At 69.3% G+C, this 14,770-nt stretch carries 12 protein-coding genes; 2 read left to right on the top strand and 10 right to left on the bottom strand.

The window, feature by feature from the left end:
* Positions 1–52: 52 nt before the first annotated feature.
* Genes B9C99_RS00945 through dapE form a run of 3 tightly spaced genes read right to left on the bottom strand, consistent with a single transcriptional unit; the run spans position 53 to position 2,497 of the window.
* Positions 53–613 (bottom strand): TIGR00730 family Rossman fold protein, encoded by a 561-nt coding sequence (locus tag B9C99_RS00945; protein WP_016692046.1) that lies wholly within the window; start codon positions 611–613, stop codon positions 53–55.
* The gene (locus B9C99_RS00940; RefSeq protein ID WP_026061113.1) at positions 607–1,410 is read right to left on the bottom strand and encodes a TIGR00730 family Rossman fold protein; all 804 of its coding nucleotides are present in this window, start codon (positions 1,408–1,410) and stop codon (positions 607–609) included. Before B9C99_RS00940 ends, B9C99_RS00945 begins: the two co-directional genes overlap by 7 nt.
* Before the next feature lie 10 nt (positions 1,411–1,420).
* A complete protein-coding gene (gene dapE, locus B9C99_RS00935; protein WP_088896689.1) occupies positions 1,421–2,497 on the bottom strand; it encodes a succinyl-diaminopimelate desuccinylase in 1,077 nt (358 codons plus the stop codon).
* A gap of 98 nt (positions 2,498–2,595) precedes the next feature.
* Between dapE and dapD the strand changes: the two genes are divergently transcribed.
* Positions 2,596–3,549 carry a 2,3,4,5-tetrahydropyridine-2,6-dicarboxylate N-succinyltransferase gene (gene dapD / locus B9C99_RS00930; protein WP_060651706.1) on the top strand — a complete coding sequence of 318 codons (954 nt, stop codon included), beginning with the start codon at positions 2,596–2,598 and terminating at the stop codon, positions 3,547–3,549.
* Between the two features lie 111 nt (positions 3,550–3,660).
* Positions 3,661–4,995, top strand: coding sequence for an amino acid permease (locus tag B9C99_RS00925; protein ID WP_253249948.1), 1,335 nt, complete (start codon positions 3,661–3,663; stop codon positions 4,993–4,995).
* Here B9C99_RS00925 and B9C99_RS00920 read toward each other — a convergent pair.
* The 7 genes from B9C99_RS00920 to B9C99_RS00890 form a co-directional block, all read right to left on the bottom strand.
* The gene (locus tag B9C99_RS00920) at positions 4,964–6,580 is read right to left on the bottom strand and encodes a substrate-binding domain-containing protein (protein ID WP_253249930.1); all 1,617 of its coding nucleotides are present in this window, start codon (positions 6,578–6,580) and stop codon (positions 4,964–4,966) included. The two genes, B9C99_RS00925 and B9C99_RS00920, sit on opposite strands and share 32 nt — an antisense overlap.
* Positions 6,581–6,733: 153 nt before the next feature.
* Positions 6,734–7,987, bottom strand: a complete 1,254-nt coding sequence (locus B9C99_RS00915; RefSeq protein WP_088896686.1) for a CdaR family transcriptional regulator — start codon at positions 7,985–7,987, stop codon at positions 6,734–6,736.
* Between the two features lie 171 nt (positions 7,988–8,158).
* On the bottom strand, positions 8,159–9,589 hold the full coding sequence (locus B9C99_RS00910; protein WP_088896685.1) for an acyl-CoA synthetase: 1,431 nt from the start codon (positions 9,587–9,589) through the stop codon (positions 8,159–8,161).
* A 44-nt stretch (positions 9,590–9,633) separates the two neighbouring features.
* On the bottom strand, positions 9,634–10,338 hold the full coding sequence (locus B9C99_RS00905) for a rhomboid family intramembrane serine protease (RefSeq protein ID WP_088896684.1): 705 nt from the start codon (positions 10,336–10,338) through the stop codon (positions 9,634–9,636).
* Positions 10,339–10,525: 187 nt separating this feature from the next.
* Positions 10,526–11,638: a succinyldiaminopimelate transaminase gene (gene dapC / locus B9C99_RS00900; RefSeq protein ID WP_253249929.1), complete on the bottom strand. Its 1,113-nt coding sequence runs from the start codon at positions 11,636–11,638 to the stop codon at positions 10,526–10,528.
* Between the two features lie 22 nt (positions 11,639–11,660).
* Positions 11,661–11,984: a ferredoxin gene (gene fdxA / locus B9C99_RS00895; RefSeq protein WP_006550573.1), complete on the bottom strand. Its 324-nt coding sequence runs from the start codon at positions 11,982–11,984 to the stop codon at positions 11,661–11,663.
* 154 nt (positions 11,985–12,138) lie between these two features.
* Complete coding sequence (locus B9C99_RS00890) at positions 12,139–14,736, bottom strand: bifunctional FO biosynthesis protein CofGH (protein WP_088896798.1); 2,598 nt, start codon at positions 14,734–14,736, stop codon at positions 12,139–12,141.
* Between the last annotated feature and the right edge of the window lie 34 nt (positions 14,737–14,770).

The following is a 14,770-nucleotide window of genomic DNA, read 5'->3' as shown; positions in this document are numbered from 1 at the left end:
GTTCCCCCGAACTTACCGAAGAGTAGATAAGCGCGCGGCGAAGTGGAACACCTCAGACCGCCGCGTACGGAGCAGCGCAGCGGTCGAGCGCGTCCGCGAGGTCGGTGGTGACCGCGAGACCGTCGAGTGCGCGTTGCGCGACGAAGCCGGTGTCGACCATCGACCCGAGCCAGCCGAGCAGGCCGTCGAAGTGCCCCGTGGGATCGAGCAGGACGACCGGCTTGTCATGCATACCGAGATACCCCGCGGTCCACGTCTCGAACAGTTCCTCGAGGGTTCCGATGCCGCCGGGCAGGGTCAGGAAGGCGTCGGCGCGGTCCTCCATGATGCGTTTGCGCTCGCGCATCGTCTCGGTGACGATCAGCTCGTCGGCGTCGACGTCCGCGACCTCGCGGTGCACGAGCGCCTTCGGGATGACCCCGATCGTGTGCGCACCCGCCGCGCGGGCCGCGTCGGCGACCGCTCCCATCATCGACACGTTGCCGCCACCGGAGACCAGCTGCCAGCCCCGTCGGCCGATCTCGGTGCCGACCGAGGCGGCGAGTTCGAGGAACTTCTGGTCGACAGGTCCCGACGCGCAGTACACACAGACCGACAGAGATTCGGTCACCATCCACTCCCGTTTCCGTACAGTTCGTTCTCGTCCTCGCCGCGATGCGCCTCGAGGATGATGTCCACCGTCTCCTCGATGCTGTCGGTGACGTACAGCAGGTCCAGATCGGCGGGTGAGATCTTGCCGCCGCGGACCAGCGTCTCGCGCAGCCAGCCCACCAGACCGTTCCAGTACTCCGATCCGAACAGCACGATCGGGAACTGCGTGATCTTGCGGGTCTGCACGAGGGTCAGTGCCTCGAACAGCTCGTCGAGCGTCCCGAAACCGCCGGGCAGACACACGAACGCCTGCGAGTACTTCACGAACATCGTCTTGCGCGCGAAGAAGTACCGGAAGTTCAGTCCGAGATCGACCCACTCGTTGAGCCCCTGCTCGAAGGGCAGCTCGATCCCCAGACCGATCGACAGTCCCCCGGCCTCGCTGGCACCGCGGTTGGCCGCCTCCATCGCGCCCGGGCCGCCACCGGTGACGACGGCGTATCCGGCGTGGACGAGTGCGGCGCCGAGCTCACGGCCGATCTCGTACTCCTCGTGATCGGCCGGGGTGCGTGCCGATCCGAAGACGGTGACGGCGCGAGGCACCTCGGCGAGCGCACCGAAGCCTTCGACGAACTCGCTCTGGATCCGCAGCACACGCCACGGATCGGTGTGCACCCAATCGGACGGGCCGCGGCGATCGAGCAGCCGCTGGTCCATCGTCGTCGTCTCGCGGGCGAGAGAGCCGCGCAGCTGCACCGGGCCCTGGTGCACGACCTCGCGACGGGAGCCGCGTTCGGAGGAGGAGTTGTCGCCGGACATGGCGGCCACGTTATCGGGTGAGATAGGAGCGCAGAACGGAGGTCACCTCGGTGATCCGCCCCACTTCGACGTGCTCGTCGCGCTTGTGCGCGAGGTTCGGATCGCCCGGGCCGTAGTTGACGGCCGGAATCCCCAGCGCCGCGAACCGCGAGACGTCGGTCCAGCCGTACTTGGCCCGGAACTTCCCACCCGCGGCCTCGACGAGCGCGGCCGCCGCCGGGTTCGACAGTCCGGGCAGCGCGCCGGGCGACATGTCGGTGAGCTCCATCGAGATCGCGAGACCGTCGAAGACCTCCCGGACGTGCGCGAGTGCGTCGTCGGGGCTGCGATCCGGGGCGAACCGGAAGTTCACGTCGAGCGCGGCCGCGTCGGGCACCACGTTCCCGGCGACACCGCCCTCGATGCGCACGGCCGACAGTCCTTCCCGGTACACACAGCCGTCGATGTCGACCGACCGCGCCTCGTAGCGGGCCAGCCGGTCCAGCACGGGAGCGAGCTTGTGGATCGCGTTGTCGCCGAGCCAGGAGCGCGCCGAGTGCGCCCGCACACCGCCGGTCGTGATCCGCACCCGCAGGGTGCCCTGGCAGCCGGCCTCGATCTCACCCGAGGTGGGTTCGCCGAGGATCGCGACGTCCGCGTCGAGCCAGTCGCGCAGTTCGGTCTCGATCCGTCCGAGCCCGTTGTACGCGGCCGCGATCTCCTCGCAGTCGTACATCACGATCGTCAGGTCGTGCGCGGGATCGGTGACGGTCGCGGCGAGGTGCAGGAAGACGGCGTCGCCGGCCTTCATGTCGGAGGTGCCGCATCCCCACAGCAGGTCGCCGTCGCGCCGCGACGGCACGTTGTCGGCGATCGGGACGGTGTCGAGGTGGCCGGCGAGCATCACACGGCTGCCGAGCCCGCGGTTCGTCCGCGCCAGGACACAGTTGCCGTTGCGCACGATCTCGAAGCCGTCGGTCTGCTCGCGCAGAGCCGTCTCCACGGCGTCGGCGATGAGCGTCTCGTTCTGCGACACGCTCGGGATGTCGACGAGCGCGGCGGTCAGTTCGACGGGGTCGGCGTGCAGGTCCAGCTGCGGTACGGGCATACCTGCACGATACGAAACGCGCCTGTTCCTCAGACCCCGCACACGATTTTCTCAGGGGGGACACAGGCGCAGGACCGCCTCGCGTACGCTTCTCACCCGTGAGTGCACACGGAGCATCAGCAGTAGGCATCGCGAACATCACGGAGGACGGGACCGTCCTCGACACGTGGTACCCGGCACCCGCCCTCGGCGAGCCGAGCGAGACCGGAACCACGCGACTCGAGGGCACGGACATCCCGTCCGATCTCGCCCTGCTCGCCGGTCACGACGAGGCGCGCGAGGTCCAGCAGGTCGTGGTGCGCACCGACATCGCAGACCTGTCGAAGCCGCCCGTCGACACTCACGACGCCTACCTGCGCCTGCACCTGCTGTCGCACCGTCTCGTCCAGCCGCACGGACTCAACCTCGACGGCATCTTCGGTCTGCTCGCGAACGTCGTGTGGACCAACTACGGCCCGTGCTCGCTCGAGAACTTCGAGACCGTGCGCTCGCGTCTGCGCATCCGCGGACCGGTGACCGTCTTCGGTGTCGACAAGTTCCCCCGCATGGTCGACTACGTCGTTCCCGCCGGTGTCCGCATCGCCGACGCCGACCGCGTCCGCCTCGGCGCGCACCTCGCGTCCGGCACCACCGTGATGCACGAGGGCTTCGTCAACTTCAACGCCGGCACGCTCGGCAACTCGATGGTCGAGGGCCGCATCTCCGCGGGTGTCGTCGTCGACGACGGTTCCGACATCGGTGGTGGCGCCTCGATCATGGGCACCCTCTCCGGTGGTGGCAAGGAGGTCATCTCCGTCGGCAAGCGCTGCCTGCTCGGCGCGAACGCCGGCGTGGGCATCTCGCTCGGCGACGACTGCATCGTCGAGGCCGGCCTGTACGTCACCGCCGGCACCAAGGTCACCGGCCCGGACGGCACCGTCGTCAAGGCCGCGACCCTCAGCGGCGCATCCAACCTCCTGCTGCGACGCAACTCGGTGAGCGGCGCGGTCGAGGTCGTGCCGAACAAGGGCAGCGGAGTCGAACTGAACGCAGCTCTGCACGCCAACGACTAGCTCTGCACCCCACGACAGATTCGGAACCGAGAAACTGTGAGTGAAACCCAGCGGCCCGCTTCCGAGGTCGAACATCTCGGGAGCGGCCTGAAGGTCCGCCATCTGACCATGATGGGACTCGGCTCCGCCATCGGCGCGGGCCTGTTCCTCGGTTCCGGAGTGGGTATCGCCGCCGCCGGTCCGGCCATCATCGTGTCGTACCTGCTCGCCGGCGTGATGATCATCTTCGTGATGCGCATGCTCGGCGAGATGGGTGCCGCGCTGCCGGTGAGCGGTTCGTTCTCCCACTACGCGCGCATCGGGATCGGCCGCTGGGCCGGATTCAGCATGGGCTGGCTGTACTGGTTCATGCTGATCATGGTGCTCGGTGTCGAGATCACCGGCGCCTCCGCGATCGTGCAGTCGTGGCTACCGGGCGTACCCCAATGGGTGGTCGCGCTGGTGTTCGTCACCTTCTTCGCGGTGGTCAACCTCGCGCGGGTCGCCAACTTCGGTGAGTTCGAGTTCTGGTTCGCGGCACTGAAGGTCGCGGTCATCCTCGGCTTCCTGGTGATCGGCATCCTGCTCGTGTTCGGTCTGCTTCCCGGCACCGAACCCGTCGGCACCACGCACCTGCTCGGCGACGGCGACGGTTTCGCACCCAACGGCATCGCCGGCATCGCGGCCGGTCTGCTCGCGGTGGCCTTCGCGTTCGGCGGCATCGAGATCGTCACGATCGCCGCAGCCGAATCCAAGGACCCGGAACGGTCCATCGCGACCGCCGTGCGCAGCGTCGTCTGGCGCATCTCGATCTTCTACCTCGGGTCGATCTCGATCATGGTGCTCGTGCTGCCGTGGACCGCGGCGAGCGGCGAGACCTCCCCGTTCGTCTCGGTGCTCGACATCGCCGGCATCCCCTACGTGTCCGGCTTCATGGAACTCGTCGTGGTGATCGCGCTGCTGTCGGCGTTCAACGCCAACGTCTACGGCACCTCCCGCATGGCCTACTCGCTGGCACGCGGCGGCGACGGCCCGGCCTGGCTCAGCAAACTCACCCACCACGGAGTGCCCCGCAACGCGGTGCTCGTCTCGGTGTTCTTCGGTTTCGTCAGCGTGTGGCTCAACTGGCTGCTGCCCGACACCATCCTCGGGATCCTGCTCAACGCGGTCGGATCGGCGCTCATCGCGATCTGGTTGTTCATCGTCGTCTCGCATCTGCGGCTGCGCCGCAAGTTCGAGCGCGAAGGCACCATCCGCCTGCGCATGTGGCTGTTCCCCTATCTCAGCTGGTTCACGCTCGCGATGCTCATCGGCTTCATCGTGCTGATGCTGTCCGACAGCGCGGCCCGGGTCCAGCTCGCGTCGACCTTCGTGCTGTTCCTGATCATCACGGCGCTCGGCTTGCTCTGGCACCGCACCCACGACGACAAGACGGTCAGCCACCCGTCCGATCGGCCAGCGCAGTGAGCACCAGCTCGGTGATGTCGAGCGGATCGCTCGTCCGGTAGCTCACCCCTCCGGTCGCCGCGGCGATCTGCTCGAGGGTTGCGGTGTCCACGTCCTCACCGAGTCCGATCGTCACGATCCGGACCGGCCTGGACGGATCGTTCTCGTTCGAGAGGACCGCGAGCAGTTCGTCCTTCGACATCGCGGAACCGTTGTCGGCGCCGTCGGTCACCACGACGACACTGTTGGCCGCGCGCGGATCGTAGCTGTCCTGCACGTACCGGAAGGCCGCGAGGATCGTGTCGTAGAGTGCGGTGGTCTCGTCGGCCGTACCGGCCATCTGCGCGACGAGCGAGGTGAGCAGGTCGCGTTGGGTACCGTCGTCCACCACCGCATCGAAGCGCCGGATCGGTGCCGCCACGATGTAGTCCCCCGTTGCCTCGGCGCGGTCGTTCGGCAATGTGGCGTAGTCGCTCACTCCCCCACCGAAGAACCACAGGCCCGCTGAGACGTTCCCGGGCAGGACCTCGTTGGCGGCGGTCGCGGCGCGCCGGACCAGTTCGATCCGACTCTCGTCGCCGAGATTACGGTTCATCGACGCGGAGACGTCCACCGCGAACACGGTGCGCACGGGAAGCGCCTGCAACGCCCACACGTTCATCGCCTCCTCGGCGACGGTCTCGTCGTCGAGTTCGAGCACCGGCACCGCTCCCACACCGCGGCCGTCGGGCAGGGGTCGTCCGCCTCCGTCCCGGAAGCCGTGACGGGTCAGCCTGTCGAGTCCTTCGGACGTGTGCAGCGCGTCGGTCAGCGCCGTGGCGGCCGCCGCCGCGGCGTCGTGCCGTTCTCCGCGCGCCGTCACGACCACCGGATAGTCCACGAGCAGCGTCCCGGTGGCGGGTACCTCGATGCCCAGTTCGCGCTTGTGGACGCTGCGATAGGTCTCGACCTGCTGTTCGGTGCTCACCACCGTCCCACCATCGGCGACGGTCTCCTCGAGCAAGGTCGATCCGGTAGGTACCTCCTCGTCGCGAACCCCCTCCCGCTCGGCGAGCGGCGCCATGACGGGACGGACCGTGCCCATCGCGACGGGATCGTCGGCGGCCTCGGCCAGCACGGCGCGGATGGCACCTGCCGCGGGACCGGAGCGCAAGGGATTGCCGAAGACGAGACCGGGATCGGACAGGGCCTCCTGCCAGTCGGCCGCCGGTTCGACGGTGCCCGGCGCACCCGCGATCACGAGCGGCGTGGTGGCCAGCGGTGTCGACACCGTGCGCACCGGGCCCGTGGCGGTCTCACCCGCCCACGACGCCCACCATCCGCCCGCCGGGAGCCACAGGTCAGGAACGTCGTCGGTCGCCAGTCGCGCCGACACCTCCCCCGGTTCCTGTTCGACGATCTCGAACTCCGTACATCCGGATACCGAGGTCCCCTCGATCACCGGTGCGAGGTCGGCGGTGACCGCCACGGTGTAGCGCTCGGAGTCGTCGCACCCACTCCGCCGCTCCACGAACAGGAAGGCGACGGATCCGGCCGCGAGGACGAGGATCACGGCGACGACGAACCAGCGCGCCCGACCCCCGCCCGGCCGTGCATCCCCACTCACGCCGCCACGACGGCTCGGCGGATCCGACTCGGACGGTCCGGACTCCCCCGCCATGCGTCGGCCCCCTCGTGCTCACTCCGGGTGACGCCCCTCGGTCGCCCGAGACCGATGATATAGACCGGCACGCCTCGGGAAGCCGAATCCGACGCGATATCAGCCCTGTTCGGAGCTCTCCAGTTCGAGTCGTCGAGCGATCAGCGCCGCCTGCAGCTGGCGCAGTCCGGAGGGCCGGGTGGGGTCGAATCCGGTGAGTTGCGCGACCCGCTTGAGGCGGTAGTCGACAGTGTTCGCGTGGACGTGCAGGGTCTTGGCCGTGAGCTGGCGACTGAGATCGTGGGCGATGTGCGTTTCCAGCGTCTCGACGAGTTCGGGTGATTCCTCGAGCGGATCGAGTACGCGCGCGAGATGGCGGCGTGCCGGTCCGGGCCGGGTCAGCTGGTATTCGAGTGCGAGATCCTGCATGCCGTAGGCCCCGACCGGGCGGCCGAGCCGTCGCACGAGGTCGAGCAGCTCGTGGGCCTGCTTCGCCGCGGTGGGTACCTCCCGGACGGGAGCGTGCACGAGGGCGAGCGTGACGGACACCCCGGCCACGGTCTCGATGCGCTGCCGGAACTCCTCGATCGCCTCCGTCGAGGGTGATTCGGGGAGCAGGACGGTGCCGCCCTCGGGGCCGAGCATCGCGAGATGGCGGCCCTCGCAGATCGCCTCGAGTTCGGTCTCGACCCGGCGCAGCGTGCGCCGCGCGACGACCTCCGGCCGCACGTGCGGATTGCGTTCGTCGGGATGACGGGTGAGCGAGACCGCGAGCACCGTGTAGGTGTCGGCGAGCACCAGCCCGGAACGCTGCGCGACGGCCGCGGCGTCCTGCCCGCTCAGCAGCGCGGTGACCAGTTCCTGCGCGGCGACGTCGCGTTCGCGGCGGATGGCGTCGAGTTCGGCGACGAAACCGGTGGTCGCGGCGACGGTGACCTTCTCGAGCAGGGCCATCCACAGGCGGGACGCGTCGGCGACCGAGGAGACGTCGCCCTCCCGGGCCCGATCGGTGACCAGTTCCCAACCGAGACGGATGCCTTCGTGGTAGATCCGGAGCATGTACTCGAGCCGGAAACCGGCGCGGGCCCACTGGGCGGCGCTGCTGCGCAGGTCGGCGAGCTCCGCGTCGGACGGCAGTTCTCCCGAGTCCAGGAGATGGATCGCGATGCGCAGGCAGCGCACGGTGACCTCGGTGACGTCGCCGCGCAGCGATTCCCCCGGTCGGAGCGAACACGGAGCCACGTTGTCGGCGAAGTGCGCCACGAGTTTGCGGGCCACGGCCGGCAGATCGCGCAGGGGAACGGACGCAGGCTTTCCGTCCACCACGAAGAGCGGAGCGTTCTCACCGTCCCCCCGACGGTCGTGCCCGGGCAACCGGACCTGATCCGTTACAGACATCCCTCGAACCCCCATCGAAGTGAGTAGACCTACATACGGTGCAGTAGAGAATCCGCCTCGCAGTGTGACACATGCAACCCCTGTGACCGATTTTCCACGAAGTTCCGGTAACAGGAATTGCCCGCGGGCGCTCCCCCACCGACCCTGTCAGCCCAGTTTCTTCTTCTGCACCTTGCCCATCGCATTGCGCGGAAGGTCGTTCACCACACGCACCTCCCGGGGCCGCTTGTGCACGGAGAGCTGTTGTGCGACAAGGGCGATCAGTTCCGATTCGTCGACCTCCGAGTCGTCGGCGGCGGGCACCACGAACGCGACGATCCGCTGACCGAGGTCGTCGTCGGGCAGGCCCACCACGGCCACCTCCCGCACAGCGGGATGGCCGAGCAGAACGGTCTCGATCTCACCCGCACCGACCCGGAACCCGCCGGTCTTGATCAGATCGGTCGACTCGCGCCCCACGATGCGGTGGAATCCACCCTCGTCGACGGCCGCCACGTCGCCGGTGACGAACCATCCGTCCTCGGTCCACGCGGCCGCGGTGGCCTCCGGCCTGTTCAGGTAGCCGTCGAAGAGCATCGGTCCCCGCACCTGCAGGACACCGATACTCTCCCCGTCGTGGGGCACGTCGCGGCCCTGCTCGTCGCGCAGTCGCGTCTCGACCCCGGCCACGGGCGTGCCGACCCAGCCGGGACGGCGCTCGCCGTCGACCCGTGTGCTGAGGGTCAGCATCGTCTCGCTCATGCCGTAGCGCTCGATCGGAACCAGCCCCGTGAGCTCACGCAGTCGTTCGAAGACCGGCACCGGCAGCGGCGCACTGCCGGAGACGAGCAGTCGTGCACCGCTGAGCACGCGGGCGGAGTCCTCGTCCTCGACGATGCGTGTCCACACCGTCGGCACCCCGAAGTAGAGCGATCCCTGCGCTTCGGCGTAGGCCTGTGGGGTGGGCTTGCCGGTATGGATCAGCCGGCTGCCGACCCGCAGGGCTCCGACCACACCGAGCACGAGTCCGTGCACGTGGAACAGCGGCAGTCCGTGGACGAGCGTGTCGCGTTCGGTCCAGGCCCACGCCTCGGCGAGGGCGTCGATGCCCGCGGCGATCGCCCGGCGGCTCAGCAGCACACCCTTGGGCAGGCCGGTGGTCCCGGAGGTGTAGAGCACGAACGCGATTCGCGCCGGGTTCGGCTCGGGCAGGTGGTGCCAGTCGCGGGCGTGCAACCGGACCGGCAGGCTCGGCAACTGTGGAACGTCGGGATGCTGCACCTCCGGCGCCGGACCGAGCCAGGCCTGCGCACCCGAGTCCCTCAGGATGTGGGCGAGTTCGGCGGGCCCCGAATCCGGCGGCACCGGCACCACGGTCGTCCCGGCGAGCAGGGCACCGGTCACGGCGACGACGGTGGTCGCGTTCGGGGTGGCGAGCACGGCCACCCGATCGGCGCGGGCCACCCGTGCCGCGACCGCGGTCGCCGCGCCGAGCAGATCGCTGCGGGAGAAGGTGTGGCCGTCGATGCGAACGGCGTCCGGGAGATCGTCGCCGCGCGCGACGGCCAGCGGGTTCAGCGAACGAAGCAGTGCAGACACAGCAGCCACGATTCCATATCGCTGCGGCACTCCTGCAGAGGCGGTCAGGTACGGATGTCGCCGCGTGCCGCGGACACCGATGCCCGCGCGAGGTGCACCGGGGGAAGCACGGTGGCCAGAACCGCGCCCAGCAGCATTCCGATGAGGACGGCCACGCCGTGCGCGTCGCCCGCGATCACGAGGACCACACCGAGCAGGAAGGTCGCCGCGGAGGCGACGAGCAACGGGCGGGTCGCTCCGACGACCGGCCACAGTCCCGCCAGGGTCGCGGCGGACGCGAGGGTCGCGCCGGTCGTTCCCGCGCCGTCGGACGGGAAGACGAAGGTGGTGAACAACCCCCACATCACCTGGCCGATCACGAACAGGCCGAGGGCGCGGTACCACCGCCACACCCGCACGATCGCGACGGCGACCACCGCGAGCAACAGCAGGTTCACGACGGTGAGGAGCACGCCGCCGTCCTCGATCAGACCGGCGGTGAGGACGCGCCACCACTCCCCCGAGTCACGGGTGCGCACCGGCTGCCGCCGGAAGACGTCGAGCAGTCCGGGAAAGACGAGCCGAGCGAGCGAGGCCACGGCGACCACCGACCACAGGATCGTCGCCGCGACCGGCGGGGGCCACCAGAACGATCGCGTCGTCGCGCGGGCGGCACTTCCCGAGTGGGAGCGTGACGCGCTCGCCGCAGCGATCGCCACCACAGCGACATAGAGCACCCACAGCAGCGGATCCTCACCGGACGAACTCACGGGGCCAATCTACCGGCGAGCCGCTCGCCCGGCGGTGCGTCGGCGACGTCCGACACAGGAGAGCTACCGACGGGACGATCGACGGGGAGGTTGTGTGCGCGTTTCTCGGGAATTCCGCACACAACCTCCCCCACGATCCGCATTCACGTGGGGCGGGCGAACTTCGTGCGGAGCCGGAGGCTGCGCTCTATCCGCGCAGTCGCGCAGCGGCGGCGTCGATGGCCTCGTCGGTCGCGGTGAGTGCGATCCGGACGTGCAGGACACCACCGGGACCGTAGAACTCGCCGGGTGCGACGAGGATGCCGCGTTCGGCGAACCAGTCGACGGTCGCGCGGCATTCCTCACCGCGCGTCGCCCACAGGTACAGGCCGGCCTCCGAGTGGTCGACGGTGAAGCCGGCACCGCGCACGGCGTCGAGGAGCACCTCGCGACGCTTGCGGTACTTCTCGCGCTGGGCGTTCTCGTGCTCGTCGTCGTTCAGTGCCGCGGTCATCGCTGCCTGGATCGGCAGCGGCAGCATCATGCCGGAGTGCTTGCGGACCTCGAGCAGGTCGGCGACGAGGTCGGCGTCGCCGGTGACGAAACCGGCCCGGTAGCTCGCGAGATTCGAGGTCTTCGACAGCGAGTGCACCGCGAGGAGGTTGGTGTGGTCGCCCCCGCACACGCTCGGGTGCAGAATCGACAGGGCCTCACCCTCCCAGGTGAGTCCGAGATAGCACTCGTCGGAGACGACGATCGCGTTGCGGCTGCGCGCCCAGTCGACGACCTTGCGCAGGTGGTCGGGTCCGAGCACCTTGCCGGTGGGGTTCGACGGCGAGTTCACGAAGACCAGCGACGCGACCTCGGGACCGAGGCGGGTCAGCCCGTCGGCGCGGATGATGCGGGCACCGGCGAGCAGGCCACCCACCTCGTAGGTCGGGTACGCCAGTTCGGGGATCACGACGAGATCGTCGGCGCCGAGGCCGAGCAGCGACGGCAGCCAGGCGATCATCTCCTTGGTGCCGATCGCCGGCAGGATCGCCGAGTCGTCGAGACCGGTGATGCCGTAGCGCCGTTCGAGTGCACCCACGGCCGCCCGCCGCAGTTCGGCGGTGCCGTGCGTGGTCGGATAACCCGGCTCCTCCGCGACGGAGACGAGCGCCTCCCGGATCACGGGGGCGACCGGGTCGACCGGTGTGCCCACCGACAGGTTGACGATGCCGTCGGGATGCGCCGTTGCCTTCGCCTTCGCGTCGGTCAGGGAATCCCAGGGGAAGTCCGGAAGGCTCTTCGCCACCGAACGGCGGACACGCGTGCTCACGAAAGTTCCACCGGTCCGTTCGTCACTCTTCGCCCATGGGAGGGAGGTTCTTGACGAACGGCGGGTCGTAGTCGACCTTGCCGAGCTTCGCGGCGCCGCCGGGCGAGCCGAGATCGTTGAAGAAGTCGACGTTGGCCTTGACGTACTCGGACCACTCGTCCGGGACGTCGTCCTCGTAGAAGATCGCTTCGACGGGGCACACGGGCTCGCACGCACCGCAGTCGACGCACTCGTCGGGGTGGATGTACAGCATGCGACCGCCCTCGTAGATGCAGTCGACGGGGCACTCCTCGATGCATGCCTTGTCCAACACGTCCACGCACGGTTCCGCAATCGTGTACGTCACTGCTGTTCTCCCTGCCTCTCTGTAAGCCCGCCGACCTGCGCGGTCTCGCCCGAGCGGGCGCCCTCGACGCCCACGGTCCTCCAGTATCCCCCGTCCCCGTGCGACCCTCCGGAGTAAGGGTCCCCTACTTCGGAGTGCCGGCCGCCGCGGCGGGTCAGCCCGAGGTGACCGGGAGCTCGATCGGCGTGTACGCGGTGGTCCGCTGGCGCGCCGGCCGCCCGATGCCCTCGGCGATCGCGACGAGTTCGGCGACGGTCTTCTCCGAGCCGTGCTGCGAGCCCGCCATGCGCGAGATCGTCTCCTCCATGAGCGTGCCGCCGAGGTCGTTGGCGCCGCCCTCGAGCATGGCCTGCGTCCCGGCGACACCCAGCTTCACCCAGCTGGTCTGGATGTTGCCGATCCGGCCGTGCAGCATGACCCGGGCGAGGGCGTGCGCGGCACGGTTGTCGCGCATGGTCGGGCCGGGGCGCGACGCGCCGGCCAGATACAGCGGCGACGACTGGTGCACGAAGGGCAACAGCACGAACTCGGTGAATCCGCCCGTGCGGTCCTGGATCCCGCGGATCACTTCGAGGTGGCCGACCCAGTGGTGCGGCTGGTCGACGTGCCCGTACATCATCGTCGAGCTCGAGCGCAGTCCCACCTCGTGCGCGGTGGTCACGACCTCGATCCACTCGGCGGTCGGGAGCTTGCCCTTGGTGAGCACCCACCGCACCTCGTCGTCGAGGATCTCCGCAGCGGTGCCCGGGATGGTGTCGAGCCCCGCCTCGCGCAGCTCGGTGAGCCAGTCCCGGATGGACGTGCCGCTGCGCGCGACACCGTTGACGATCTCCATCGGCGAGAACGCGTGGACGTGCATCGACGGCACCCGCGCCTTGACGGCGCGGACGAGATCGGCGTAGCCGGTCACCGGCAGTTCCGGATCGATACCGCCCTGCATGCACACCTCGGTGGCGCCGGCGACGTGCGCCTCCCACGCCCGGTCGGCGACCTCGCTCGCCGAGAGGGTGAACGCGTCGGCGTCGCCCTTGCGCTGCGCGAAGGCGCAGAACCGGCAGCCGGTGTAGCAGATGTTGGTGAAGTTGATGTTCCGGTTGACGACATAGGTGACGTCGTCGCCGACGGTGTCGCGGCGCAGCTGGTCGGCGAGCGCCACGAGTGCTTCGAGACCGGCGCCGTCGGCGTTGGCGAGGGCGATGTACTCCGCTTCGGTGCAACCGCCCGGATCCCGTTCGGCGGAGCGCAGCGCCGAGAGCACGTCGCTGTCGAGCCGCACCGGTGCGGAGGCGCCCAGCTCGAGCACCTGTTCGCGGACGGTCTCCCAGTCGCCGAAAGCGCTCCCGAGATCGGACCGGTGCTCGGTGTTGCGTCCGGTCACGTCGATCTCGGAGTTCAGATCGACGCGACCCGACGACTCCCAGTCGATGTCGGGTTCCTGCCAGGGCAGTCCGGACGGGATCACCTCGCGCGCGAGGCCCGTGGCCGGATCGGCGAGGGCGTGCACGTGCGCGGTGATGCGCGGATCGATCCACGGCTGCCCGGCGAGCACGTACTTCGGCTGCGCGGCGATCCGCTCGGTGAGCTCGAAGCCGGCCTCGGAGCTCAGGCGCGCCAGGGTGTCGAGATTCGGCCAGGGCCGTTCGGGGTTGACGTGATCGGGCGTCAACGGCGAGACACCACCCCAGTCGTCGACACCCGCCCCGAGCAGCGCGCGGCACTCGTCGAGCGAGACGAGATTCGGCGGGGCCTGGATGCGCATTCCCGGCCCGAGGACGAGCCGCGCGACGGCGATCGCGGCGAGGAACTCGTCGAGATCGGCGTCGTCGTGCTCGCGCATCGCGGTGTCGTCCTTGGCGCGGAAGTTCTGGACGATCACTTCCTGGATGTGACCGAATGCCTTGTGCGACTTGCGGATCGCGTGGATCGATTCGGCGCGCTCGGTGAAGTCCTCACCGATGCCGACGAGGATGCCGGTGGTGAACGGCACCGCGAGTCGGCCCGCGTCGGTGAGCACCCGCAGCCGCACCGCAGGATCCTTGTCGGGGCTGCCGTAGTGGCACTGCCCCTTCTCGGTGAACAACCGTTCGGAGGTGGTCTCGAGCATCATGCCCATCGACGGGGCGACCGGCTTCAGCCGCGAGATCTCGGCCCAGCTCATCACCCCGGGGTTGAGGTGCGGCAACAGACCGGTCTCCTCGAGGACGCGGATCGCCATCGCGCGCACGTAGTCGAGGGTGGAGTCGTAACCGCGTTCGTCGAGCCACTGCTTCGCTTCGGGCCACCGGTCCTCGGGTCGGTCGCCGAGTGTGAACAGGGCTTCCTTGCACCCCAGTTCGGCTCCCTGACGGGCGATCTCGAGGATCTCGTCGGGTTCGAGGTACATGCCGTGACCCTCGGCGCGGAGCTTGCCGGGGACGGTGACGAAGGTGCAGTAGTGGCATCGGTCCCGGCACAGCCGGGTGATGGGGACGAAGACCTTGCGCGAATAGGTGACCGTGCCGGGGCGTCCCTCCGCGAGGAGGCCGGCATCGCGCACCCGCGCCGCCGACGCACAGAGATCCTCGAGATCGGCGCCCCGGGCCTGCAGCAGGACCGCCGCTTCGTCGACGTTCAGCGCGACCCCGTCGCGCGCCCGGCGCAACGCCCGACGCATTCCCGAGGGAGTAGCCGTGGATCGGGACGCGGCGCCGGGACGCACGCTGGGGGTCGGGAGCATCGCGGACTGCGGGGTGTCGTCTGCGGAATCGGTCATGGGCCCGATCATGCGCCTACGAGCACCCCCATGC

The sequence above is a fragment of the Rhodococcus sp. BUPNP1 genome (assembly GCF_002215235.1).
Lineage (GTDB): Bacteria > Actinomycetota > Actinomycetes > Mycobacteriales > Mycobacteriaceae > Rhodococcus.
The sequence above is the reverse complement of the archived record's forward strand: the minus strand, read 5'-3'. Positions and strand labels throughout refer to the sequence as shown.

Coding starts and splice junctions, on each gene's coding strand:
- B9C99_RS00945 (WP_016692046.1), bottom strand. CDS start 613: ATGGTGACCGAATCTCTGTCGGTCTGTGTGTACTGCGCGTCGGGACCT.
- B9C99_RS00940 (WP_026061113.1), bottom strand. CDS start 1,410: ATGTCCGGCGACAACTCCTCCTCCGAACGCGGCTCCCGTCGCGAGGTC.
- dapE (WP_088896689.1), bottom strand. CDS start 2,497: ATGCCCGTACCGCAGCTGGACCTGCACGCCGACCCCGTCGAACTGACC.
- B9C99_RS00925 (WP_253249948.1), top strand. CDS start 3,661: ATGGGACTCGGCTCCGCCATCGGCGCGGGCCTGTTCCTCGGTTCCGGA.
- B9C99_RS00890 (WP_088896798.1), bottom strand. CDS start 14,736: ATGACCGATTCCGCAGACGACACCCCGCAGTCCGCGATGCTCCCGACC.